General features: G+C 57.7%; 20 protein-coding genes. 9 read left to right on the forward strand and 11 right to left on the reverse strand.

What is annotated here, in order from left to right:
- Window positions 1–79: 79 nt before the first annotated feature.
- The gene (locus tag CFT65_RS02135) at window positions 80–1,267 is read right to left on the reverse strand and encodes a GGDEF domain-containing protein (protein ID WP_088826398.1); all 1,188 of its coding nucleotides are present in this window, start codon (window positions 1,265–1,267) and stop codon (window positions 80–82) included.
- A 222-nt stretch (window positions 1,268–1,489) separates the two neighbouring features.
- On the opposite strand from CFT65_RS02135, the gene ybaK reads away from it, so the two are divergent.
- Together ybaK and CFT65_RS02145 are read left to right on the forward strand one after the other, a co-directional pair.
- The gene (gene ybaK, locus CFT65_RS02140) at window positions 1,490–1,960 is read left to right on the forward strand and encodes a Cys-tRNA(Pro) deacylase (protein ID WP_088826399.1); all 471 of its coding nucleotides are present in this window, start codon (window positions 1,490–1,492) and stop codon (window positions 1,958–1,960) included.
- A gap of 3 nt (window positions 1,961–1,963) precedes the next feature.
- Window positions 1,964–3,154 carry a cation:proton antiporter gene (locus tag CFT65_RS02145; RefSeq protein WP_088826400.1) on the forward strand — a complete coding sequence of 397 codons (1,191 nt, stop codon included), beginning with the start codon at window positions 1,964–1,966 and terminating at the stop codon, window positions 3,152–3,154.
- A gap of 88 nt (window positions 3,155–3,242) precedes the next feature.
- Here CFT65_RS02145 and CFT65_RS02150 read toward each other — a convergent pair whose 3' ends face one another.
- The 7 genes from CFT65_RS02150 to CFT65_RS02180 form a co-directional block, all read right to left on the reverse strand.
- Window positions 3,243–5,486 (reverse strand): NADP-dependent isocitrate dehydrogenase, encoded by a 2,244-nt coding sequence (locus CFT65_RS02150; protein WP_088826401.1) that lies wholly within the window; start codon window positions 5,484–5,486, stop codon window positions 3,243–3,245.
- A 493-nt stretch (window positions 5,487–5,979) separates the two neighbouring features.
- Complete coding sequence (locus CFT65_RS02155; protein ID WP_088826402.1) at window positions 5,980–7,968, reverse strand: acetoacetate--CoA ligase; 1,989 nt, start codon at window positions 7,966–7,968, stop codon at window positions 5,980–5,982.
- A 16-nt stretch (window positions 7,969–7,984) separates the two neighbouring features.
- A complete protein-coding gene (locus CFT65_RS02160) occupies window positions 7,985–8,764 on the reverse strand; it encodes a 3-hydroxybutyrate dehydrogenase (protein WP_088826403.1) in 780 nt (259 codons plus the stop codon).
- 13 nt (window positions 8,765–8,777) lie between these two features.
- Window positions 8,778–10,142, reverse strand: coding sequence for a TRAP transporter large permease (locus CFT65_RS02165; protein WP_088826404.1), 1,365 nt, complete (start codon window positions 10,140–10,142; stop codon window positions 8,778–8,780).
- Window positions 10,142–10,780, reverse strand: a complete 639-nt coding sequence (locus CFT65_RS02170; RefSeq protein ID WP_088826405.1) for a TRAP transporter small permease subunit — start codon at window positions 10,778–10,780, stop codon at window positions 10,142–10,144. The genes CFT65_RS02165 and CFT65_RS02170 overlap by 1 nt, the downstream gene beginning before the upstream one ends.
- A 116-nt stretch (window positions 10,781–10,896) precedes the next feature.
- Window positions 10,897–11,949, reverse strand: coding sequence for a TRAP transporter substrate-binding protein (locus CFT65_RS02175; protein WP_088826406.1), 1,053 nt, complete (start codon window positions 11,947–11,949; stop codon window positions 10,897–10,899).
- A 327-nt stretch (window positions 11,950–12,276) separates the two neighbouring features.
- Window positions 12,277–13,689: a sigma-54 interaction domain-containing protein gene (locus tag CFT65_RS02180; RefSeq protein WP_088828127.1), complete on the reverse strand. Its 1,413-nt coding sequence runs from the start codon at window positions 13,687–13,689 to the stop codon at window positions 12,277–12,279.
- 438 nt (window positions 13,690–14,127) lie between these two features.
- Here CFT65_RS02180 and CFT65_RS02185 point away from each other — a divergent pair, with 438 nt between their 5' ends.
- Window positions 14,128–15,045 carry an alpha/beta hydrolase gene (locus CFT65_RS02185; protein WP_088826407.1) on the forward strand — a complete coding sequence of 306 codons (918 nt, stop codon included), beginning with the start codon at window positions 14,128–14,130 and terminating at the stop codon, window positions 15,043–15,045.
- An 11-nt stretch (window positions 15,046–15,056) separates the two neighbouring features.
- On the opposite strand, the gene CFT65_RS02190 is transcribed toward CFT65_RS02185, so the two are convergent.
- Window positions 15,057–15,419: a DUF6164 family protein gene (locus CFT65_RS02190; RefSeq protein WP_064229392.1), complete on the reverse strand. Its 363-nt coding sequence runs from the start codon at window positions 15,417–15,419 to the stop codon at window positions 15,057–15,059.
- Between the two features lie 97 nt (window positions 15,420–15,516).
- On the opposite strand from CFT65_RS02190, the gene CFT65_RS02195 reads away from it, so the two are divergent.
- From CFT65_RS02195 to CFT65_RS02210, 4 genes are read left to right on the forward strand one after another with little or no spacing between them, the layout of a single operon-like run.
- Window positions 15,517–16,926, forward strand: coding sequence for a DUF2868 domain-containing protein (locus CFT65_RS02195; protein WP_088826408.1), 1,410 nt, complete (start codon window positions 15,517–15,519; stop codon window positions 16,924–16,926).
- Complete coding sequence (locus CFT65_RS02200; RefSeq protein ID WP_088826409.1) at window positions 16,923–18,353, forward strand: GTPase/DUF3482 domain-containing protein; 1,431 nt, start codon at window positions 16,923–16,925, stop codon at window positions 18,351–18,353. Before CFT65_RS02195 ends, CFT65_RS02200 begins: the two co-directional genes overlap by 4 nt.
- A 49-nt stretch (window positions 18,354–18,402) precedes the next feature.
- Window positions 18,403–18,798 (forward strand): ectoine synthase, encoded by a 396-nt coding sequence (locus CFT65_RS02205; RefSeq protein ID WP_008176749.1) that lies wholly within the window; start codon window positions 18,403–18,405, stop codon window positions 18,796–18,798.
- 11 nt (window positions 18,799–18,809) lie between these two features.
- A complete protein-coding gene (locus CFT65_RS02210; RefSeq protein WP_088828128.1) occupies window positions 18,810–20,012 on the forward strand; it encodes a CynX/NimT family MFS transporter in 1,203 nt (400 codons plus the stop codon).
- A 136-nt stretch (window positions 20,013–20,148) separates the two neighbouring features.
- Here the strand turns inward: CFT65_RS02210 and CFT65_RS02215 are convergent, their stop codons facing one another.
- Window positions 20,149–21,324 (reverse strand): type III PLP-dependent enzyme, encoded by a 1,176-nt coding sequence (locus CFT65_RS02215; protein ID WP_088826410.1) that lies wholly within the window; start codon window positions 21,322–21,324, stop codon window positions 20,149–20,151.
- Window positions 21,325–21,601: 277 nt separating this feature from the next.
- Between CFT65_RS02215 and CFT65_RS02220 the strand changes: the two genes are divergently transcribed.
- Together CFT65_RS02220 and CFT65_RS02225 are read left to right on the forward strand one after the other, a co-directional pair.
- The gene (locus CFT65_RS02220) at window positions 21,602–23,341 is read left to right on the forward strand and encodes a PAS domain S-box protein (RefSeq protein WP_323807564.1); all 1,740 of its coding nucleotides are present in this window, start codon (window positions 21,602–21,604) and stop codon (window positions 23,339–23,341) included.
- 184 nt (window positions 23,342–23,525) lie between these two features.
- Window positions 23,526–23,738: a YjfB family protein gene (locus CFT65_RS02225; protein WP_172408408.1), complete on the forward strand. Its 213-nt coding sequence runs from the start codon at window positions 23,526–23,528 to the stop codon at window positions 23,736–23,738.
- 3 nt (window positions 23,739–23,741) lie between these two features.
- On the opposite strand, the gene CFT65_RS02230 is transcribed toward CFT65_RS02225, so the two are convergent.
- Entirely contained in the window at window positions 23,742–24,560 is an 819-nt protein-coding gene (locus CFT65_RS02230) for an ATP-grasp domain-containing protein (RefSeq protein ID WP_088826413.1), read from the reverse strand.
- Between the last annotated feature and the right edge of the window lies 1 nt (window position 24,561).

A 24,561-nucleotide genomic window follows, 5' to 3' on the forward strand; every position in this document is an offset into this window, starting at 1 on the left:
AGAACCGGCCCGGGCCACATTGGCCGGGCCGCAGCAAGGCGGACGTCACCTCCTACACCTGGCCGGGACACGGGTCTCACTACTGATTATGGACCTGGTCATGCAGGTGCGCCATGGCGACACAGTTGCGGCCCCGATCCTTTGCCAGGTACATGGCTTTGTCGGCGGCGGCACAGAGTGTCGAAGCAGTCTGCCCGTGATCCGGATAGACCGCAACGCCCACGCTAATGGTCAGGGGCACCGCCTCGCCATTCCCCAACGGCTGTGGCTCTTTGGCCACTTTGCGCCGCAAACGCTCGGCCGTATCCTGAGCTTCCTCCAGATCCATTTCAGGCAAAACAATCACGAACTCCTCGCCGCCAAACCGACCGATGGAATCGACGCTGCGGACGCTGCCCAGCAACAGACGACTGATGGACCGAAGGACCGAGTCGCCTGCGGCATGGCCAAAGGTGTCGTTCACATCCTTGAAATGGTCGAAATCCACCCAGAGCACCGCCATGGGTCGCTGGTAACGTCGAGCTCTCTGAAGCTCCTCATCCAGCACCCGGGACATTTCCCGTCTGTTCAGAAGACCGGTCAGGGGATCCCGAGTTGCCATTTGCTCAAGTTCGGTCTCAAGGAGTTTGCGGTCAGAGATGTCCAGAATGATGCCTTCAAGGTAGAGCGAACCATCATCCTCTTGAACGCCTCGCCCCCGCTCCCAAACCCAGATACGACTGCCGTCTTTTCGGGTGACCTCGTATTCCAGCGAAAACGATTCTTTTTTTTCCAGGGCCACTCTGACTTGCTCGAACAGTTGCTGATTAGAAGCTTCGCTGACCATCGCCGCATAACTGATGACTCGGTTGTTGACCAACTCATCGGGCTCATAACCCGTTAACTTGGTACATCCCTGGGAGACAAATTTCATCGTCCAGTCGGGATCATAAAGGCAGCGATAGGCCATGCCCGGGAGATTGTCCATCAGGATCTGGAGCTGACGCTCGCGCTTGCGGAGTGCTTGTCGTTGTCGGTGCTGGAGGTTGAGCAGAGCCCGATCCTTGGTGAGTTGGCGGAGCAACACAGAAAAGAGAATCACCCCGGTTATCAGAACAAAGAAAGAGCCTTTCCAGATCTGGATAACGGAGAGGGTTTTCGGGTCAGGAAACCATGTCTCCGCGAGAGTATCGGAAAACGCAATCCAGGCAAAGCCGGCAATCAGATAGACCAGCGCAGCCCAGCCAGCTCGCCGCAGGGGTGTGCGGTTACCGTTCAAGCTTTTCATTCCCTGAGATTTCGACGACGAAGGCTCCATGAACACCGCAATCGATGTTTGAATATTTACAATGTACGAAAAATAGTCATAACGGGGCGTTAAGTCGAGCGTCAAATGTCATGCCCGGTAAAATCCGCCCGGGGATCGGGTTTTGCGTCCACGCCAGAAAGTTGTTGTGATGCCGCTTAGCTGCTTTAATTCCCGGTTTCTGCCGTCTTTCAGGAGCCGAGCATGACGCCTGGCATCAACGCTGCGCGCAAAGCCGCTGTACCCCACACCATCCATGAGTACGATCACGACCCTGCCAGCGAGAGCTATGGCACCGAGGCCGCCGAGAAAACCGGTGTGGATCCCGCCCGGGTCTTCAAGACACTGGTTGTAGCCATCGACGGCAAGGAGCTGGTGGTTGTCATTGTCCCGGTGACCACCATGCTCAACATGAAACTCATTGCCCGGGCAGCTCAGGCTAAAAAAGCCGCCATGGCTCACAAACAGGCGGTGGAACGAACAACCGGCTATGTCCTGGGTGGCGTTAGCCCCCTTGGACAGAAGAAAAAGCTGAAAACCTTTATCGACGACTCAGCCCTGGGCTTCGAGACCATTTTCGTGAGTGCCGGGCGACGCGGCCTGGAGATTGAGCTCGCGCCCCGGGACCTGGCAGCCCTGGTAAACGGCGGCTTTTTCCCGCTCCATCAGGAGTAAGCCTTGAATCACGCCATCGACCTTCTTCTGATTGGTGGGATCATGCTCCTCGCACTCGGCGCTCACACGCTGGGCCAGAAGGTTCATGTCCCCCGGGTGACCCTGCTTTTGCTTGTGGGGGCGCTGGCCGGCCCCTCACTCCTCGATATCATTCCGGTTCGAGTCAGTGACAACTTCCCGCTGGTCACCGAACTCACCCTCGCCATGGTGGGATTTCTGCTGGGCGAGCGGATGTCGGTGCGCGATCTGAAAGACGGTAGGGAAGCGATTATCGTGAGCCTCGCGGTCACCCTGGTCACCGCATTGATCATTTTCGTGGTTGTCTGGCTGGTCACTCAAAATCTGACAGCGTCCTTGTTACTGGCTGCCATCGCGACCGCAACGGATCCGGCGGCGACACTGGATGTGATGCGTGAGGCCGGATCCAGGGGGCCACTGACCCGCGTTGTCGCGCAGGTGGTCGCCATCGACGATGCCTGGGGGGCGATCCTGTTCAGTATTCTGCTGGTTTTCGCGGAACTGGTGTCCGGTAATGGCTCGGCAGTTATCGAGTCGATCGGGTTCGGTTTCTATGAGGTGTTGGGTGCCATGATTCTCGGGGTTCTCCTTGGCCTGCCCATGGCCTGGATGACCGGCCGACTGAAGCCAGGGGAACCCATGCTGCTGGAATCCGCCGGCTTTGTTTTTCTCGCGGCAGGTATAGCGGGGGCGCTGGAACTGTCCTACCTGCTCACCTGTATGGCACTGGGCGTTACCGTCGCAAACCGGGCCCACCACCACGTAAGGCCCTTCCGCTCTATCGAGGGAATTATCGAGCCGTTTCTCGCAACTTTCTTTTTTCTCGCAGGCTTCAGCCTTGAGTGGGACTTGCTGCCCACGCTGGGCCTGCTTGGTGGCGCGTACGTCACCGCACGGATCGCCGGACGGATACTCGGTGGCGCCATGGGTGGTCAGCTTGCCCATTCGGGCCACGCGGTAAAACTGCGAAACGGTGCCTGCCTTCTGCCCCAGGCCGGCGTGGCCATGGGCCTGGCACTGGTGGCCACAGACCGGCTGCCGGAAGTCGCCTTTATTCTGCCTCTGATCATCGGTTCCACCGTTTTCTTCGAGCTGATTGGCCCACCCATCACGATGTATAACCTCAAGCGAGCCGGAGAAACCGGAAGAGGTTACGAGGAGCCCGCCGACGACTGAGGCCGACACAAAAAAACCGGAGAACCCGTCAGGGTTGTCCGGTTTTTCGAGGGCATCCGGCTGATAAACCGGATGCTTACAGGCTGACTTACTTCACGGATGCACGGGCATCTTCAAGAATCCTGTTCAGCGTGGCGCTAGGCTGCATGACTTCGCAGACCTTCTCCATCGGCGGGTGATAGTAGCCACCGATATCCGCCGGGTTGCCCTGAACCACGGTCATCTCTTCCAGGATCTTGTCCTTGTTCTCTTCCAGCTGTGAAGACAGCTTGGTGAAGAACTCCTTCAGCTCCTTGTCGCTGTCCTGGTTGGCCAGCTCTTCTGCCCAGTAACGGGCGAGGTGGAAGTGTGAACCACGGTTGTCGAGCTCGCCGGTTACCCGGGACGGAGACTGGTTGTTTTCCAGCAAACGCTCGGTGGCCTTGTCCAGGGTCTGACCCAGCAGACGCGCGCGCTCGTTATTCTGTTTCTCGCCCAGCTCGTCCAGAGAGACCGCAGTGGCCAGGAACTCACCCAGGGAGTCCCAGCGCAGGTGGTTTTCCTGGATCAGCTGCTGCACGTGCTTGGGCGCGGAACCGCCGGCACCGGTCTCGTACAGGCCACCGCCGTTCAGCAGCGGAACGATGGACAGCATCTTGGCACTGGTGCCCAGCTCGAGGATCGGGAACAGGTCGGTGAGGTAGTCACGCAGTACGTTACCGGTCACGGAGATGGTGTCGAGGCCGCGAATCAGGCGCTCCATGGTCCAGCGGATGGCGCGAACCGGAGACATGATTCGGATATCCAGACCTTCAGTGTCGTGATCCTTCAGATAGGTGTTTACCTTCTGGATCAGCTGAGCGTCGTGAGCACGCTCGTCGTCCAGCCAGAATACCGCCGGCATGCCGGTAGCACGGGCACGGTTGACCGCCAGCTTGACCCAGTCACGAATCGGCAGGTCCTTGGTCTGGCAGGCGCGCCAGATATCGCCTTTCTCGACGTTGTGCTCGGTCAGCACTGTACCGTCTTCGGCAACAACCCGCACAATACCGTCTTCCTTGATTTCAAAGGTCTTGTCGTGGGAGCCATACTCTTCGGCTTTCTGCGCCATCAGACCAACGTTAGGCACTGTACCCATGGTGGTAGGATCGAAGGCACCGTGAGTCTTACAGAAGTTGATCACTTCCTGGTAGATGGTGGCGTAGGTGGACTCAGGCATAACTGCCTTGGTGTCCTTGAGCTTGTTGTCCCGGGCCCACATCTTGCCGGAGTTACGGATCATGGCCGGCATGGAGGCATCAACAATAACGTCGCTGGGAACGTGCAGGTTGGTGATGCCCTTGACGGAATCAACCATGGCGATTTCCGGGCGGTGCTCGTAACAGGCGTGCAGATCTTCCTGGATCTGCTCCTGCTTGGATTCCGGCAGCTGCTTGATCTTTTCGTCCACACTGGACAGGCCGTTGTTCGGATTCACGCCGATCTCATCGAACAGATCACCATACTTGTCGAACAGGTCCTTGTAGAAAACCTTCACCGCGTGACCGAACACGATCGGATGTGAGATCTTCATCATGGTGGCTTTAACGTGCAGGGAGAACATAACGCCGGTGTTCTCGCAGTCGGCAATGGCATCCTCAAAGAATTTCACCAGCGCCTTCTTGCTCATGAACATGCCGTCCAGAACTTCACCTTCCTGAAGGGGCAGGTCGGATTTCAGAACGGTCTGCTTGCCCTGCTTGTTCTCGAACACGATGTTGGCCTTGGTGGCCTTGTCGAGGGTTACAGACTGCTCACTGGAGTAGAAGTCGCCTCCACGCATGTGCGCCACGTGGGTACGCGATGCCGGGCTCCACTCACCCATGGTGTGTGGGTATTTCCGGGCAAAGGCTTTTACCGCTGCCGGCGCACGACGGTCGGAGTTGCCTTCACGAAGCACCGGGTTGACGGCACTGCCCAGAGCTTTGGCGTAACGGGACTGGATTTCTTTCTCTTCGTCCGTCTCAGGATTCTCTTTGTATTCGGGAAGCTTGTATCCCTGCTCGTTCAGCTCTGTGATAGCCGCCCGCAGCTGCGGAATGGACGCTGAGATGTTCGGCAATTTGATGATGTTGGCGTCGGGGTCTTTGGTGTATTCACCCAGTTCGGCCAGGGCATCCGGAACCCGCTGATCTTCTTCAAGATAATCCGGGAAGTTTGCCAGAATACGCGCCGCGAGAGAGATGTCGCTGGTTTCGAATTCAATACCAGCCGGCTTGGCGTAGGTTTCCAGGATAGGAAGAAGCGACCGTGTCGCGAGGGCTGGCGCCTCGTCGGTCAGTGTGTAGACAATCTTGGCTTTGGATGATGTCATTTTCGTCCTCAGGCTAATGGGTGGGTTCAGGACGGTCATGGCGGGGTCAGGCGTCTTTTGAACGTCCGACCTGAGCAATGACTGATTAGGAACTTTTGATAGGCCTACTAAGATACCATTTTTTCGTTAATTTTGGTTACGATCTTAGTATAAGAACGGACTAAAAATGCCTGATCTTCAGTTATAAGACGATGAAATGGCGGGAATTTACGAAACTTTCTAACATTGCCTCAGAGTATACGCGGGGCGGGCAGAGCCTCCCAAAACACGCTCCTTGCGGCACATCCTTGTGACGCTTGGGCTCCGCCATCCATGGCTCCGCACAGTTTTGGGAGGCTCTGCCCGCCCCGCTATTCAAGCTTTTCAGTTGGGTTCCGAAAGACGAATCTCACCTGTCTTCGGCGAATTATTGTCAACAAAATCAGCCTAGACCTGACCGTAGCTCGGATTAGCCAACGGCGTAATCCGACAACCACCATCAGATTTCAGACCTTCAACCGGGCAACAATCCAACCTCGGCCAACCGCTCCCGAATATGATCCAACGCTTCGGGATTCCCGAGCGCATCCCGGTTATCCGCCTTTTTCGAGCCGTTGATCAACCGGGCCACCGCCAGCTCCACCTTCTTGCCACTGCGGGTGTACGGAATGTCGTTCACCTGCACGATGTGCTTGGGCACATGCCGCGGGCTGGCGCCTTCGCGGATTCGGATTTTGAGCTGTTTCAGCAGGTCGTCGGTGATTTCCTGCCCGTCGGCCGGGACAACCAGCAGAACCACTTCCACGTCGCCATCGATCTGGCGGCCGACTACGAGGCTGTCTTTGACCTCAGCCACGGTTTCGACCTGGCGGTAGATTTCCGCGGTACCGATTCGAACGCCGCCCGGGTTCAGGGTGGCGTCAGAGCGACCATAGATGATGGCGCCGCCGTGTTCGGTGAATTCGATGAAATCACCGTGGGCCCATACGCCCGGGAAGGTGTTGAAGTAGGCGTCGCGGTAGCGCTCGCCATCCGGATCCTGCCAGAAGCTGACGGGCATGGATGGCAGCGGCTGGCGGCAGACCAGCTCGCCTCGACCTTCACTGACCGGCTGGCCATCGTCGCCGTAGGCAACCGCGTCGACGCCCAGGAAACGGCACTGGATTTCGCCGCGACGAACAGGCAGCAGCGGCGTTGAGCCGACGAAGCAGCCGCAGATGTCCGTGCCTCCAGCAATGGAGCCAAGCAAGGCGTCGGGAGCGCCATCGCTGTATACCCAGTCATAGTCTTCCGGCAACAGCGGTGAGCCGGTGGAAAACACCACTCGCAGCTTGCTCTGATCCAGGGTTTTTGCAGGCTTGAGCTCGCCTTTGCGGCAGCCGGCAATGAACCGGGCGCTGGTTCCGAAGTGGGTGACTTTCTCTTCCGCCACAGTGTCCCAGAGGAAGTTCAGGCTCGGGTAACCCGGAGAGCCGTCAACGGTGATCACGGCGGCGCCGGTCATCAGGGCGGAGGCCTGCCAGTTCCACATCATCCAGCCACAGGTGGTGAAGTACAGGAACCGGTCTTCGGGGCCAACGTCGCCGTGCAGCATCAGCTCCTTGGCATGATTGACCAGCAGGCCAGCATTGCCGTGCACGATGCACTTGGGTTTGCCCGTGGTGCCAGAGGAATAGAGGATGTACACCGGATGATCCGGCGGCAGCGGCGTAAATGAAGGTGTCGTCCCTTCACCAGCGGCGAGGGCGTTTTCCCAGGTACTCACCAGGTCGCCGGAAATCGGAGCCTCGTCTGGCAGTTGCTGGACACTGACAACCGCCTTGAGCGTTGGCAGGCCGGCAATCAGCTCGGCAAAATCCTGCTGGCGCGCAAACACTTTTCCGCCGTAGCCATAGCCATTCACGACGATCAGTGCCGAAGGTTCGATCTGGCCAAAGCGGTCAAGAATAGCGCCAATTCCGAAATCCGGTGACGCAGAACTCCAGATGGCGCCGAGACTTGTAGCGGCCAGCATCCCCACCAGGGCTTCATAACCGTTGGTAACAACGCCGGCTACCCGGTCACCCTGTTTGATGCCTTTGTTGCGCAGGAAGGCTTCCAGGGCACCTGCATCGGCTTTCAGTTCGGCATAAGTGCGACGCAGCACCGGACGGGTTTCACAGTAGGCGACGACCGCTTCGCGATCGCGGTGCTCACCATCCGCGAGCCTCAGCAGGTTGGCGGCAAAGTTCAGCTTCATCCCGGGGAACCATTCGGCGCCCGGCATTTCACGCTTGCCCAGCATTTTTTCAGCCGGTGTATCGCAGACAAGGCCAAAGTAATCCCAGACTTTCTGCCAGAAAGTATCCAGCTCATCAATGGACCACTGGTGCAGTGCGTGGTAGTCGGAAAACGGGCCAAAGCCCTGCTGCTCAAGCCATGTCTTGAACTGGCCCATGCGCGAATTGGCCAGGGTGTCTTCCGACGGAGACCAGACTACCGGTGATTGTTCTTCATTGCTCATCCATATCTCCTGAATGTTACTGCATATGCCAGCCGTGACTGACCACGATGGACTGGCCAGTCAAAGCCGCAGAGGGGAATGCAGCCAGATGAACGGCCAACTCTGCCACGTCTTCCAGGGTGGTGAATTCCCCATCCACAGTGTTCTTGAGCATAACTTTGCTGATCACTTCCTCTTCGGAAATGCCCAGCTCCTTGGCCTGCTCCGGAATCTGCTTGTCCACCAGGGGCGTGCGCACAAACCCGGGGCAGATGATGTTGCTTCGCACCCCGTGTTCCGCACCTTCCTTCGCCACCGCCCGGCACAGCCCCAGCATGCCGTGCTTGGCCGCCACATAAGGGGCTTTCAGGGGAGAGGCCTCCAGAGAATGCACCGACCCCATGTAGAGCATGGTGCCACCGCCACTCTCGTACATGTGCTTGAGTGCCGCGCGAGTCACCAGGAATGCGCCATCAAGATGCACATTCATCACTTTGCTCCAATCGGAATAAGCAAGCTTATGCACCGCATCAATGTGCTGGATGCCGGCGTTCGCAATGGCAATATCCAGACCACCCCACTGTTTAACCACAAAGTTGACGTTTACGTCAACTGCATCTTCATCAGTCACATCCATTTCAAGGGCGATGGCAGTGCCGCCGGCCTGCTCAATGGCAGCTACGGTATCCTGCGCCGCCTCAAGTGTCAGGTCAGCCACAGCGACCTTGGCGCCTTCGCGGCCGTAGGCCTCGGCAATGGCCCGGCCGATGCCTCGACCGGCACCGGTAATCAAAGCAATCCGGTTTTCCAGACGCATGGTTATTTTCTCCTTAGTCGTAAGCCACGCTGGGCAGCCAGGTCGCGATTTCCGGTACCACGAACACAATAGCCAGCGCTGCCAGCTGAATAATGATGAACGGTATAACGCCACGGTAGATATCGGTAACGGCGATCTCCGGCGGCGCCACACCCTTGATGTAGAACAGCGCGAATCCAACCGGCGGCGTCAGGAAAGAGGTCTGCAGGCACATGGCAAACAGGATGGTGAACCAGACCAGATCAAAGCCCAGGCTTTGCACGACCGGCGCAACCAGCGGCAGGATGATCAGGGTTATTTCCACCCAGTCCAGGAAGAAGCCGAGCAGGAAAACACCGAACAGAATGGTCAGAATCACGCCATAAGGACCGAACGGCAGACCTAACAGCGCGTCCTCGATCACCTGGTCGCCGCCCAGACCCCGCAGGACCACGGAGAACGCGGTGGCACCCAGAAAGATGGCAAAGATGAACGCGGCGGTGCGCGTCGTCTGCTGCATGGAAGAGTTCAGCACGTTCAGGTTCAGTCGACCAGACATCAGGGCCAGCAACAGAGCGCCCAGCGCGCCGACACCGGATGCTTCCGTTGGTGTTGCAATGCCCGCGAAGATGGAACCGAGAACGCCCAGGATCAGGGCGGCCGTCGGTACAACCGCTTTAGCCACCTCCCAGACGATGCTCCAGGTCACTTTCTCTGTGCCTTCGGGCACTGGCGCAATGTTCGGCTGCAGCATCGGACGGATAATCGCGTAGGCCACGTACATGGCGCCCAGCATCAGGCCGGGGAAGAAGGCGCCCATGAACAGGTCACCTACTGACGCCTCGGGAACCGCCAGGCGGTCAGCCATCAGGACCAGCATGATGGAGGGCGGAATCAGAATACCCAGGGTCCCGGTGGCACAGGCCGTACCCACCGCAAAGCCCTTGTCGTACTTGTTTTCCATCATTACCGGCAGGGACAACATGCCGAGGAGTACCACGGAAGCCCCGATGATACCGGTGGTCGCAGCCAACAGAACGCCGATAACGATTACTGTGACCGCATAGCCGCCGCGGACGGCGCCAAACAGTTTAACCATGCTGTTCATCAGCCGCTCGGCGACGCCGGACTGGTCAAGCATAATGCCCATGAAGATAAACATGGGCAAAGCGACAAGGGTTTCGCTGCTTACCACCTTCCATATTCGCTCGGGTACCAGCCCCATGGAGGAGGAATAGTCAAACCACAGGTTGGCACCAAAATTCTCAACAGCAATGACACCAACGACGGTCCAGATAACCGCGGTGCCACCCAACACCCACGCAACCGGATAACCGGTCATCAACAGCGCCCCGAAGGTGAGGAACATGCCGATTACGAAAAGGGTTTCAAGCTCCATCAGGACGCATCCTCTTTCTTGTTCTCACCGGACTCGACCCGGATTGGCTTCGGAAAGCCTAAAAGCAGGGCAGTGACTTTCAGCAGACGGGACAGGGCGGCGATAATCAGAAGCACAAAGGACAGTGCCAGAACGCCTTTCAGAATCCAGCGATAAGGAAGACCGGCAGGTGCCTGACTGGTCTCGCCCTGTTCCCAGGAGCTCATGGCATAGGGAATCATTTCGTACACCGCCAACACCAAAAACGGCAACAACAGGAACACTAGCCCAAACAGTTCAATCCAGGCCTGGCCTTTGAGCGAAAGACGCTCATGGATCACATCCACCCTGACATGGTCATCGGTTACCAGGGTGTAGCCCAGCCCCAACAACCAGCCCGCGCCGGCCAGATGCCATTGAACTTCCTCCAGGGTGACCGACCCCATACCAAAGGCATAGCGCCCCACCACTGCGTAGATAATCACGCCCGTGACCACAATCCAGAGCCAGGAAGCGCTCTTGCCTATTGCAGAAATCACGGCGTCCAGAGCCCGGCTTAGCCAGGTTGTTGGAAACTCGGTGTGATGATGAATAAATTGACCGGCGTCCGACGCCGATGCATGCACCTCGGGCGGAGAGCCTTTATCAGACACTGTCATACAACAGTTCCTCGTTCACAAAGCCTGCCATGAAACAAGGATGGCCCCGCAGGGCCATCCAGACTAAATAAGAGAGCGCCGGAACTGGATCCGGTGCTCTGGGTCAGCCCCGAACCTTACAGGTCCGCCGGTACATAGGCGCGGGTATCCCACACCTTGTAGGATTCCATAAACTCCTGCTGGCTCTCGTAAACGCGCTTGAAATCGGCATCCTTGGACGCTTCTTCCTCAAGCACTTCCTCGGTCACGTCCCGCAGCTTGAGCAGAACATCACGGGGAATCTGGTCGGCCTGAACGCCCTTGTCCTGGAACTCGGCCAGAACCTTGCCGTTCTTGTACTCACCCTCGGCCAGACCACGAGTGGTCGCCGCGGTGCAGGAAGCCTCTACCAGAGCCTTTTGAGCTTTGGTGGCACGATTCCACTCATCCTTGTTGATCAGCATGTACTGGGCAGTGAACTGCTGGTGCCAGCCCGGGAACAGGTTGTACTTGACCACCTGGTTAAAGCCGAGGATCTGGTCGATGGCAGGCATTGAGAATTCGGTGGCATCAATTGTGCCCTTCTCCAGTGCCTGGTAGAGCTCGCCGCCCGGCATCATGGTGACAGAGGCGCCCAGTTTCTCGAGAACCTTACCACCGAGACCGGCGAAGCGGATCTTCAGGCCTTTGTAGTCTTCCAGTGTTTCGATGGGCTCGGAATACCAGCCGGCTGTCTCGGGCCCAATGATGCCGCATAGCTGTGCGTGAACGTTGAAGCCCTTGTTGGCATAGGTTTCCTGCAGCATTTCATGACCGCCACCGTAGTAGTACCAGCCGATGTAGGCAGGCGGCTTCATGCCGAAGGGAACAGCGGCGAACAGGGGAATTGCAGGCACTTTGCCCTGATCATAGCCAATCCAGGTGTAGCCGGCAGAAACCTTGCCGTCTGAAACAGACTGCAGGATATCGAACGGCGGAACCAGCTTGCCGGGCTCGTAAACACGGACCTGGATGCTGCCATCAGAAGCGGTAGTAAGGTTGTCTGCAACCCAGGCGGCGGGAGAACCGAGGCCGGGGAGGTTGGTAGCGAAGGCTACGGGCATTTTCCAACGCAGGTCGTCCGCAAACGCTGAGCCCGTGGTAAGAGCAATCGCACCGGCCACACCGGTGAGAGCCTTGAGAAGTTTCATTGGCAAGTCTCCTAACTTTGTTGTTTTGTCTGGCCTGGCGGCTTACAACCAGAAAGGCCTGAACTGAGTATAGTCAGAGAATGCAGGAACAGACGGACAAGGTAATATTTGGGGTCCAACAGTTCGCGTCAGTCTTGTTCTCTGCATTATTCTGACGTCCTGCGCCTCGGATGTAGCAGGCCTCATGCCATCTTAACTTTATCGATATTTTTCAAAATGTTAGACATTTATGCGGGAATCTACCTAGAATAAGTTGTCCGAAATTCAGGACACCCTTAGACCTCAGTCGTAAGAGATTGTACGGATGAACAGACAGTTGTCCGGATTTCAGGACAGTCTGGCCAGTTTCTCGTAAAGAACGGATCGGGATATACCCAACAACTTGGCAGCCCGGGTGCGGTTGCCACGGCTTGCTACCAGAGCTTCTTCGATGGCCTGGGCCTCTGCCTCAGCAAGGGTCTGGGACAACGGTCTCACCGGTTGCGCCGCAAGAGAAGACGCCGGACGAGTCCCTCCGCGAGGCAAAACCTTGAAGATCGAATCGGCATCAAGCAAGCCACCTTCCTCACCCATGGTCATTGCCCGCTCGAGGACGTTGCGCAACTCGCGGATGTTACCCGGCCAGTCATAACTGCCCAGCGCCGAGACGCCGGCATCCGTAATCTCACCACGCAATTCCAGACCCTCGCAGATCTCTTCAAGAAGCGCTTCGCAGAGCACACCGAGATCCGCCAGTCGATCCCTCAAGGGCGGAATGGGGATCTCCAGGACATTGAGGCGGTAATAAAGATCCGAGCGGAAAGTACCTTCGGAGATCATGACCTCAAGATTTCGGCTGGTGGCAGCAATAACCCGAACATCCACCGAAACCACCTTATTGGAGCCCAGCGGTTCAATCTCTCCCTCTTGCAAGGCTCGCAGCAGCTTGGCCTGCAGCGGCAACGGCATGTCACCCACCTCGTCGAGAAACAGGGTGCCACCGTTAGCCAGTTGAAACTTGCCTTCCCGGGTTCGACGATCGGCACCGGTGTAGGCGCCGGGTGCGACACCAAAAAACTCGGCCTCAAGGAGGTTGTCCGGAATGGCGGCCACGTTCACTCCCACGAAAGGTTTCTCCGCACGTCCCGAGACCGTATGAATCGCCTGGGCGAGCACTTCCTTGCCGGTGCCGGTCTCACCCAGCAGCAAAACCGGCATGTCGCGACCGGCCGCCAAACGCGCACGACGCTTGACCTCCAGCGCTGCCGGGCTGGCACCAACGAAATCACCGAGGCTGTAGCGGGTGCCGCGCGCCTTTTTCGCCAGCGCCTTGCGCGCGGCCGCCAGATCCTGGTGTAACCGACGGTATTTCGACACCAATGGCGTCAGGGGCTGAAGATCGTCGTATAGTACAAAGGCCACGGCACCCACGATTTTTCCGTTGTCGTCGTAGTATGGCAGGCGCGTTACCACCAACTGTTGCTGGTTGTGCTCCATGATGTCCAGCAGCAGGGGTTTACCGGTTTCAACCACTTCCGGCATTCGGGTGTGAGGGATCAGCTGGCGCACTGGTTTGCCGATGATTGTGGCCGGATCGCCCAGGCCAAGGAGATGGGAATAGCTGCTGTTAATCCAGGTAATCCGTGCATCGCAGTCTACGGCGATGGCACCGGCGCTGGCTTCCTCGAACATCGGAAACAGGGCTTCGATCAGGTCTCTGGTCAGGCCACTTTTATTGTTTTCAGAAAACAGCTGTGTCATGTACCGCGCACCAACGGGTCGAATGTCATTCATCTGGATAACCCTCGCACCCGACAGGCCGGGTGCAGTGACGGAAGTATATGGCGCCCCCGGACCGGGGGCAAACGAAGCCGGCCAGAGACAGAGCTGGCCTCAAGCCCGGCCCCGGGAACGCCATGCGGATCCTGTGCCAATCAGCTATCCTTATGATTTATATAAATTTAATCCATCTTTCCATTTCTGGGAAAGGAATTTTTCCGGATTTCCGGACAATCGATGGCGAATCAACCAAGGAGAAATGGCGCAGTAAAGGGCCTGAATCAGGTTGTCCCGAAAATCGGACACTGTATTGAATGTCGGACAATGGAGTTTGAAACCACTGACAGGGCTGGACCGACATCCACCACTATCCCTCCTTCGTAAATCAGGTGGAACGCTTCTAGTCGCTTCAGAGAGGAGATGCGAGTGTCCGGCTATCAACAGGGATTGAAACGGGGTGGACTATTCGGATTAATCGGCAGCCTGCTGTTGCTGGCAGGGTGCGCCACCCATCACAACGGCTCAGCCAGCGCCGACGTTCCGGATGAGAACTCGTTCCGGGTGGAGAGAGACTTGCGGTTTTCGCCCAGTGATTGGCCAGAAGCACTGTTCGCCGATCTCTACGTACCGGCCGTGCAAGTCTCACAACGACGTCATCCGGTTGTTCTGATGGTTCACGGTGGTGGCTGGCAACGCCGTTCCCGGGAAGACATGGCCTGGATTGCGGAAGAAGTTGCCAGTCACGGTTTCGCGGTGATGAATATTGATTACCGATTTGCGCCGGAACATACCTTCCCGGGCCAGCTACAGGATCTGCAACTGGCCCGGCAGTGGCTGAACCGGCATGCCGACGAGTATCACCTGGACACAACCCGGGTGAGCGGCTTCGGTTTCTCCTCCGGTGCCCATCTGATTGCATTAATGGCCCTGGTGGCAAGCTCCGACAGCGACCTGAACCAACCCCACGGCGGTCCGGAAACCCGATTGAATGCCGTCGTTACCGGCGGCCTGCCTTCCGACCTTATGGCGTTTGGTTCGGGAAAACTGATACGACAATTCCTTGGCGGGGAGCAGCAGGAAATGCCGCAAACCTATCACGAGGCATCACCGATCAGCCATGTGACCTCCAATGCACCGCCCTTTTTCCTGTTTCATGGCGCCATGGATATGCTCGTGCCTTTCACTCAGGCCGAGCGTTTCCGGGAAGCACTCGAGGATCATCAGGTGTACAGCGAACTTTACGAAATGCACCTGCGGGGGCATGTCACCAGCTTTCTGACCGCGGGCGACGCGGTGGACGAAGCGATCGGATTCCTGGCCCGCCAGCAGTATGACTGACGCCAGCGCCGCTATCCGATCCGGATGAACGGCAGCAGGCTCAGGCCCATGATCACCAGAATGGCAATGCAGGCGGCCAGCGTCCGAATTGGCCGCTGCCTGAGCATGAACCAGAAACCTCCGGATTCGCCCCGGGCCAGGTGCTCCTCGTAGGCCCGTCGCTGGGTTTCATAGCGTTGCCGCTGATACTCATCCAACAGCGCCCGGGCTCTCGCCGCCTCATCGTCGTCGTGCACCCAGAAACCGCCCATGCTGATGCCCCAGCGGCTTGGTGGCGTTTCGTAATAGGCCACCTCGTGGGCATCAAACAGCGCCCGGATTTCATCGGCCTCGTCGTCGGGTACGTGGCGCAGGTTCATCAGATGGTGGGGCATGGACTCTCGTTGTCTGGTATCAGGTGCAGGTATCCCTATATCCTAGCACTAAAGCCCGACCGGGCCCGACTGCCCGAATTCGAAACCGGAACTCTGAATGACCGACAGCCCCCTCCGATTGCTGCTGGAGTTTGACAACCAGGCGCAACGGGACAGATCACAGCCTCCCACCTTCCTGCATCGACGGGACCGCAAGTTCGCACTGGTGTGTGAAGAACAGGGCGTGGCCCCGGAGGCCGCTCGCTGGCTCGCCCACCTGAACCGGCTCAGCGGACCCCGGGCAACCCCGGCATCCACAGACCGGACCCTGGCAACCTGGCGCCGGATCACCACCGGCTTTTCAGCGGCCGGGATGATCGCAGGCGTGCTTACCATGGCCGGGCTGCTGTTTTACGATGGTGGGCAACGCATCAACATCACGGTTTTTCTCGCCTTCATGGTTCTGCACCTGGTTCTTGCCCTGGTCACCACCCTGCAATCTCTGGCGGGATGGCAGCCCTGGCGCTGGCTGGCGCGGCGGCTCGGGGCCGATCCTGGCCATGGAATGTTCAACAAACTCCAGCCACTCCTGATGGCCAGCGCAGCTCACCTGGGCGGTATTGCTTTCGCCACCGCCGGTCTGATCACCCTGCTGGCTATGGTGGTTGTTCAGGATCTTGCCTTCGGCTGGAGCACCACACTGGACACCGCTGCCGCGAGCTATCACGGATTAATAAGCACCGTCGCCACACCCTGGGCCTGGGCCTGGCCGGCAGCAGCTCCGGATCTTGCCCTGGTCGAGGCGACACGTTTTTTCCGGGCCGGCGACCCCACGGAAAGTCCTGATCCGGCCCTGTGGGGCCAGTGGTGGCCGTTTGTCACCATGCTCTGGGCGACCTGGGTTCTATTGCCACGCCTGCTTCTGTGGGGCTTGGCCTCAGCACAGACACGGCAAAAAGCTCATCGCCTGCTCACCGGACATCCGGCCATGCACGCCCTGATGTATCGAATGGAAACACCCGCCCTGGACACCGGCAACAGCCATCATGATGCCGAAGACCTGCCGGACACCAGGACTCGAAGCAAGTTGCTGCCGCTGCCTGACAGCGACATCCTCCTGTGCTGGGCGGGCGCCGGCGAACCGGAATTGCCAGAGGCGCTTCGGTCCGGCAAACAGCTGGTGCTTCGGGCCGGCGGCAGTGCCAGCCTGTCGGACGATGACCAGACCCTGCAGCGGATCGCCGAGCAACTGAAAATCCATTCCAAAGCCGTCGTCCTGCTGGTGCGCTGCTGGCAGCCCCCCACTGGTGAACTGCAGGACTTTCTGCAGACCGCCCGTGGTACCTGGCCCGGTGGCTCCTGGGTCGCGCTGGTTCCCTTGGCCGCAGACAGCAACCGTGAGCCGGATGCCCATCAGATTCAGCCCTGGCTCCGCTTTGCCGAGCGGGTTGGCAGCGAGTTCATCCAGGTATCCCTGCCCCCCTTGCAGATGCGGGATCTCTACTCAGCGAGCGGAGAGCAGCCATGATCCAGGCACCGACGTTTGCCGTGGTCGGGCACCCGAACAAGGGCAAGTCCAGCGTAGTAGCCACCCTGTCCCAGAACGACGCTATCGCCATTGCCCTGGAACCCGGCACCACCCGCAAGCACCAGGCCTATCCGCTGAAAGTGGATGGGCAGACCCTCTATACCCTGGTGGACACACCCGGTTTCCAGCGTCCGCGCCGGGTATTGGAATGGCTGGAGGCGCACAGCGTCTCCGCCTCTGACCACGCGGACACTGTCAGGGCCTTTGTGACCCAGCATCAGGGCGATGGCCGATTCACCGATGAATGTGAACTTCTGATGCCCCTGATTGAGGGTGCCGGAATCATTTACGTGGTGGACGGCTCGGTGCCATACAGCGCGGAGCATGAGGCGGAAATGACCATCCTGCGCTGGACGGGCCGCCCGAGCCTGGCATTGATCAACAGCATCGGTGCCGACGACTACAGCGATACCTGGCAGGCTGCACTGGGGCAGTTCTTTCAGGTTGTCCGTCGTTTCGACGCCGTTCGCGCTCCGTTCGAGCAGCATATCGGTCTTTTACGAGCTTTCGGCCAGCTGGAACCAGACTGGGAAACGCCACTGGAGCAGGCCACTAACTACCTGTCTTCTCAGCGTAAGCAGCGCCGCCGACAAGCCGCTGGACTGATTGCCAGGGCACTTGAGGACATGATGTCGTTCCAGGAGAAACGCACCCTGACCGCCGGCCAGGCTGCCGAGACCAGTGACGGTTCGCTAGCCGACCAGTTACGCCAACACTGGTATCGTCACCAGCGCAAGCGGGAACAGACTCTGCGTGTGGATATCGAACACCTGTACCAGCACCAGCGCATCCGCCGTCAGGAAGCCGAACTGGAGTGGCACAGCGAACACGACCTGTTTTCGGAAGACAGCCGCAAAGCCTGGGCCGTCAGCAAGCGCTACCTGGCCACCGCCGGCTTCGGCGCGGGTGCTGTCAGCGGTGCCGGGATCGACGCATTAACCTTCGGGTCATCCTTTGGAACGGGCGCTCTGGTGGGCGGTCTGATCGGTGCCGCCGGCAGTTATTTATACGGCGACCGGCTCGCCCTGCCGGCGCTGAACATCGGCGTGCTCCGGGACGGATTGAAAACAGCCACCTTCGGCCCTGTACAGGACAGCCAGTTCGGCTATGTTGTATTGGGGCGTGCCGTGGATCACTGGTGGCACATCAGCCACCGGAATCACGCCGGACGAGACCTGCTGGACCTGGAGCCAGCAGACCATCACTGGCTGGAAAGCCTTGGAAAAACCAGCCGACAAGACATCCAGAGGGCCTTCGACAAATGCCGAAAACGGCGACCTCTCGACGAACGCCAGCGGGAGAAATTGACCGCGGCCATTGAGCAGGCCATGGCCGTTTACGACGATTGGCGGTTGAACCGAACCTGAAAGGGATGTTTATACTGAAAAGCTATTCCATCACAAATGGGGAATGCGAATGAAAATCGTACGAGTGCAAGACATTATCGGTACCGAGCGCGAAGTAACCGGCCCGGGCTGGACAAGTCGCCGTATGCTGCTTAAAAAAGATGGCATGGGCTTTTCGTTCCACGAGACAATCATTCCGGCCGGCGCCGAATTGAACCTCTGGTACAAACACCATCTGGAAGCGGTTTACTGTGTTGCCGGTAACGGCAAGATCCTGGACAAAGCGACCGGTGAAACCCACGAAATCACCGACGGCACCCTCTACGCACTCGACAAGCATGACCAGCACACCCTCTACGGTGGCACAGAGGACATGCGACTGATTTGTGCCTTTAACCCGCCAGTGACTGGCCGCGAAGTCCACGACGAAGACGGTGCCTACCTGCCGGATACCAGCGAAGACTGATTCGCTTGGCCGTGGCTGAACACCAGGCCGCAACCACACCGCCACCGCCAGCGAAGCTGCTGCCGGTGGCGGTGTTGCTTTGGTTGGCAGGCGTTTATCTTCGTATTCCTGTGCTGGTGGCACCGCCCCTGGCACCGTTTATCAGCGACGAGCTGGCACTGCCCCAGGCGCTCACCGGCGCACTGACCACCCTGCCCATCCTGATGTTGGCCATCGGCTCCATGCCCGGTTCACTGGCCATCGCCCGGATCGGCCCCCGCAATACCCTGGCTCTTGCCATGGTCATCATGGTCATCGGCTCCGCCGGCCGCGGCCTGGTACCCGACACTTTCACATTGATGCTGGCCAGCGCTGTCATGGGGCTGGGTGTCGCCATGATGCAACCGGCCTTGCCGGCACTGCTGCCACGATGGCTCGAACCTCACCACCTGGCGCTCGGCTCCGCCATCTACATGAACGGCATGCTGATGGGCGAGTTCATCGGCGCCGGTGTTACCCTGCCAGTACTCATGCCCCTGCTGGACAACAGCTGGCGGACCACCCTCCTGGCCTGGTCTCTGCCCGCCCTGCTGGTTGCAGCCGCACTTTATCTGCCCAGACGGGACCGGGCAAAACCCGTGGGCAAGGTCTCCTGGCTGCCAGACTGGAGCAACCCCCTGACCCTCAAAATCGGCCTGCTCCTGGGCCTATCCGGCTCCATGTTCTTCGGCCTGAACGCCTACATGGGCAACCTGCTGGAGCAACAGGGCCAGTTCGACAAACTCTCCGATGCCTTGTTCTGGTACAACATCGCCCAGGTTTTCGCCTCCCTGACCATGCTAAAAATGGCCCGTTACTGGGTCGGGCGACGCTCCATCATCATCGTTACCGCAGGCATCAGCATCATAGGCACCCTCGGCGCCATTACCTTCACCGGATGGTGGTCCATCGCCAGCGCCACCCTGATGAGCCTTACTGCCGGCATCCTCCTGATTCTCCTGGTCGCCATACCGCCCCTGGTTACCACCTCCAGAGAAACCGGCCGCCTCTCCGCCGGCACCTTCCTGGTCGGTTACACCCTGGCCTTCTCGGTACCCATGCTCGGCGGTCTCATCGCCGACTGGACCGGCGACGCCCGACACGCCATCCTGACGATCATCGGCTACAGTCTCCTGGTCCTCCCCCTGGCTTTCACCCTGGACCTGAGACGAAAAAAGGACCAGCCCGAAAGCTGATCCTTCAAAGGACACGCCCACCAATGGCCGACAGGCCTTGGGGTGGGGATGCTTTTCCGCCGGGAAAAGATGTCTGAGCGAAGCGAGTTGTTTTTCCCAGAGGAAAAGTATCCTCGCCCCGCGGCCACCTCCGAGCCTAGATGTAATAGTCCTTCAACGGGGGAAACCCGTTAAACTCAATGGCGCTATAAGTCGTGGTATACGCCCCCGTAGACAGCCAATACATCCGATCCCCAATCGCCAGATTCAACGGCAACGGATACTTGTGATGCTCATACATGATATCGGCACTGTCACAAGTCGGCCCGGCAATCACACAGTCCTCGCCTTCTCCCACCTTCTCCGTCCAGATCGGGAACTTGATCGCCTCATCCAGCGTCTCGATCAGCCCTGAAAATTTGCCCACATCGGTAAACACCCAACGGTGCAGCGCAGTGCGGGATTTCCGGGAAATCAGCACGACTTCACTCACCAGCACACCGGCATTGGAAATCAGCGAACGGCCCGGCTCAATGATGATCTCCGGCAGCTCGGCGCCAAAATCCTCGTGCAGGAACCGGGCGATTTCCTCCGCGTACACCTTCAACTCGTTGGTGCGGCTGATGTAGTTGGCCGGAAAACCGCCGCCCATGTTGATCATCTTCAGCTCGATGCCATCCTCTTCCTTCAGGCGCTCGAAAATCACCTTCACCTTGTTCAGGGCCGCATCCCAGGCGCCGATTTCCCGCTGCTGGGAACCCACGTGGAAAGACACGCCATAGGGCACCAGGCCCAGGTCGCGGGCCAGGATCAACAGGTCCATGGCCATGTCGGTCTGGCAACCGAACTTCCGGGACAGCGGCCAGTCGGCAGTCAGGGTGCCCTCGGTCAGGATACGCACGTACACCCTCGAACCGGGAGCCGCCTTGGCGATGTTACGCAGATCCGCTTCGGAGTCGGTGGCAAACATGCGCACGCCCCTCTCGTAGAAGGTGCGAATGTCTTTCGCCTTCTTGATGGTATTGCCGTAGCTGATCCGCTCACCGGTCACACCCAGGGCCATTACCTTGTCCAGCTCATACACCGACGCGATATCGAAACAGGCACCCTTGTCACGCAGCATGGTCAGAACTTGCGGAGCCGGGTTGGCTTTTACCGCATAGTAAACCCTGGCGTAAGGAAAGCATTCCACCAGCTCATCGTACTGGCGATCAATCATGGCGGTATCAATCACTACAAACGGGGTTTCCTTGCCATCGGCAAAATCCTTGATGCATTTGAAAGTCTCGGCGCTGTAGTAATCAGCAATATTGGCGTTGGCGGCTTCGGTCATGGATGGTGTTTCCCTCCACAGGGCAAACAGGCATAAAAAAAGGCGCTACAGCAACGCTGCAGCACCCGTTAGATGGCGCGATCATCGAGCTTTTCATCAACCCGGAATATGCGCACTTTTACCCATGCCCTGAAAACAATGAGTAACACGATCTTTCCATTTCGAACCGAAGACTTTAGGGAATAAGGTTATTATTTTTGATCATATTGTTTGCCGACGCGCAATACTTCTTTCGGGTGAGTTAAATGTTTTTTGCCAAAGACAATCTAAAAAAGTCCTGGAGCAGGCGCTCGATGCTGTCGTCAGCATTGATGAAAAGAACAGGATCACATTCTTCAATTCTTCCGCAGAGAAGCTCTGGGGTTACCAACGTCAAGAGGTCATTGGCAAGAACGTAAAAACTCTGGTTCCCGATGACATCAAAGGAGCCCATGACGGATACATTCAGCGCAATAGGGAAACCGGCGAGGACAAGATTGTCGGCATCAGCCGAGATGTACTGATGACTCGGAAAGATGGCTCCCGGGTTTGGGCAAACCTCTCATTGAGTAAAGTCATCGAAGGAAAATCCATTACCTATACGGCCTTTGTCCGGGACATATCCCAGGAGCGCTCAACACGGGAAATAATCAATCAGACACTTGAACAGGCGCTTGATGCTGTCGTCACCATTGACGAAAACAATGATATAACTTTCGCCAATGCTGCTGCGGAAGAGCTCTGGGGTTACGAACGAGCGGAAATGCTGGGCCAGAATGTAAAAATGCTGGTGCCCACTGATATTCGCGATCGCCACGACGACATGGTTAACGCCAACCGAAGAACCAACGTGGACAAGATCGTTGGCACAACCCGCGAAGTGCCGGTGTACCGGAAGGATGGCCAAAAACGCTGGGCATCACTGTCGCTATCCAAAATCAGGCTTGATGACAGAATCCTCTACACGGCTTTCCTTAAAGATGTCACCGAGGAGGTTGGCAGGCGAGAGGAATTCCGGTTGCTTTCGATGGTCGCCAACGAAACTGACAATGCAGTCATTATTACTAATCCAGATCGTAGGATCGTCTACGTAAACCAAGGCTTTACGCAATTAACCGGATACACGCTGGACGAAGTACGCAGTGAGAGCCCCGGAGAATTACTTCAGGGAGAACACACGGATCCCGCCACCGTCGAAAAAATCCGACACAAGCTGCGAAACAATGAGCCATTCTATGACGAAATCCTGAATTACGATCGTCATCAACAACCCTATTGGGTGTCTTTGGCAATCAACCCGGTTTTCGACGACTCTGGCGCACTAACCCACTATATCTCCATCCAGGCCAATGTGACCCAGACCAAAGAACAATCGCTCGAGTTCACTCGCAGATTCGAAGCGATCAGTGAAAGCAATGCCGTCGGCGAATGGGATCTTGAAGGCTGGCTTATCAAAGCCAATCCATTTCTTTTGAAATGCCTTGGGGATTCCGAAGAGAGCGCTCTGGTTAACCGGGTTCAGAGCATGTCAGAGATCGTTGGTAACGAGATTTTCCAGCAAGTGCTGCAGGGCGAACAAATCCAGAGCACTGTCAGCATTGAAGACGTTCACGGTGAAGAGCACTGGTTCGACACAACCATCTGTCCGATCGCTGACTTCGCCGGCAATGTGCGCTATGTGGTGACGTATGGCATTGATATTAATACCAAGATGAAAGCCGTCAGAGTTACCGACGAGGAAATGGGACTGGTTCTGAATTCATCCTCAGAGATATCCAACATCGTCAGGGTCATCAATGACATTTCCGCACAGACGAACCTTTTGGCACTCAATGCTGCTATTGAAGCAGCAAGAGCTGGCGAGGCTGGTCGAGGCTTCGCAGTCGTAGCCGACGAAGTTCGCCAGCTCGCCCAGCGTACAAGCCAGTCTGCCGATGAAATCAATCGCCTGGTGGCAGAAACCAGCAAACGCGTCGAAGATCTGGCAAGTTCGTTGCGGATGCTGAATGAGGGCAACAGTGATCGCAATATTGCCTGAGTCTTCGACATGCAGGGCTGCATTCCAAGACAGATACAATGATCATCACGTTTTCAGCTGCTCCTCGGGTAGGCAATTTTGGTCATGAAGGGGGAAATTTGTTACTGAATGAAAAGGGGCGTTGAGGGCTAATAGCCTCATGATAAACTGTCCACAATTTGAACAGCATTGTATGGTTTTTGATATGTCGGACATCGCTTCAATTGCCGCTGCCAGCACTCAGCTGAATCAGCAACGGGTGCAGGAACAGGCACAGATTTCTGTTTTGAAGACTTCTCTGGACATGGCTCAGCAGGGCGCTTTGCAACTGCTTGAAGGCGTAACCGAAACTGCGGTAGCCACCGCCGGCGCTAATCCGTCCGACAATGTCGGCAGTCTGATCGACGTGCGCGCCTGAGCTTCAAACCGCCACCGGCCAGAGTGGCGTCGGATCGGTAGGCCCATCCGGGTCTTCCGGCGCAGTCTGCTCCTGAAGATAGCCGAGAATGGCCTCCTGCAATTCGGTGCCCTGGCCGAGGCCCTGGTTTCCGAAAAGCCGGTTGAACTCGAGCACGTAGGGATAGCCTTCTACGAGCGCAATATCAAAACCTGCGTGATCAACACCCAATTCCCGGGCGAGCCTCAACGCAAGGTCGGTTATTACCTGGGGCACCGGACTCATATCGACACGACCACCGCGGGCCACGTTATTGTAGAAGCCCTGATCTGCCTGGGTTCGCCAATAGGCCGTCAGTACCCGATCACCCACCACGACGACGCGCGCATCGCGGTCCAGGGGAAGGTATTCCTGGGCATAGAGTACATTCGTGCTCTCGCAGTAGCGGCGCCAGTCCTCGCGAGTTTCGATCAGCCAGACACCCTCACCCATGCTGGCCTTCGGCAGCTTTGCCACGAACGGATGAGCCATGGCATCCCAGATCATGTCCCGTTCCACCGGACCATTGGCCTCGATCATTGTCCAGGGGGTGTGCTCCGGGGCCACTGCCTGGAAGGCCCGGGTCATTTCAATCTTGTCATGGCCGATGCGGTAGCTGGCAACGCTCGGAAAAACCCGGCTTTTCAGGCCATGTACCAGCGCGTTCAACTGCCAGTATTCAGGGAACAGGACCCAGTCTGCCTCCCTCAACAGCTCTTTATGCCGCAGAAACTGGTCCGGCTTGAGAACGGTGGTGTTGGGAAAACCCAGGGTCCGGAAAATATCGAAAGAAACAAGGTGCATG

The sequence above is a fragment of the Marinobacter sp. es.048 genome (assembly GCF_900188435.1).
Lineage (GTDB): Bacteria > Pseudomonadota > Gammaproteobacteria > Pseudomonadales > Oleiphilaceae > Marinobacter.